This is a genomic window from Pontimicrobium sp. MEBiC06410, assembly GCF_053601615.1.
In genome coordinates, this window is sequence record NZ_JBSHNT010000004.1 from 1 (window position 1) to 289 (window position 289).

Genomic DNA, 289 nt, shown 5'->3' on the forward strand with positions numbered 1-289 from the left:
AGTACCAGGTAAAGGTATAGCCATCGGCCACAGTTAAGCCCGTGTCTATTGCTGGCGTGTTAATGACTTCTGTACCATTGGTGTTGATACATAATAGGTAATTGTCTTCTAAATTAAACGATGGCATTGGGTTGACTTGCAGGGTTAACTCTGCGGTAGCGTAACAGTCTGAGCTATCAACCATTGTTCCTGTACCATCATCTACCATAGTATTATTGTCTACGCGTACATAAATAATTTGTGGGTTGGTGACATTGGTATAGGGTATTGGTAATGGGTTAATGCCTGC

Annotated in this window: 1 protein-coding gene; it reads right to left on the reverse strand. The window is 41.9% G+C overall.

The features are described 5' to 3' along the window. On the reverse strand, nucleotides 1-289 hold a 289-nt coding region (locus ACVC08_RS00020), incomplete at both ends, for a hypothetical protein (protein ID WP_452600472.1).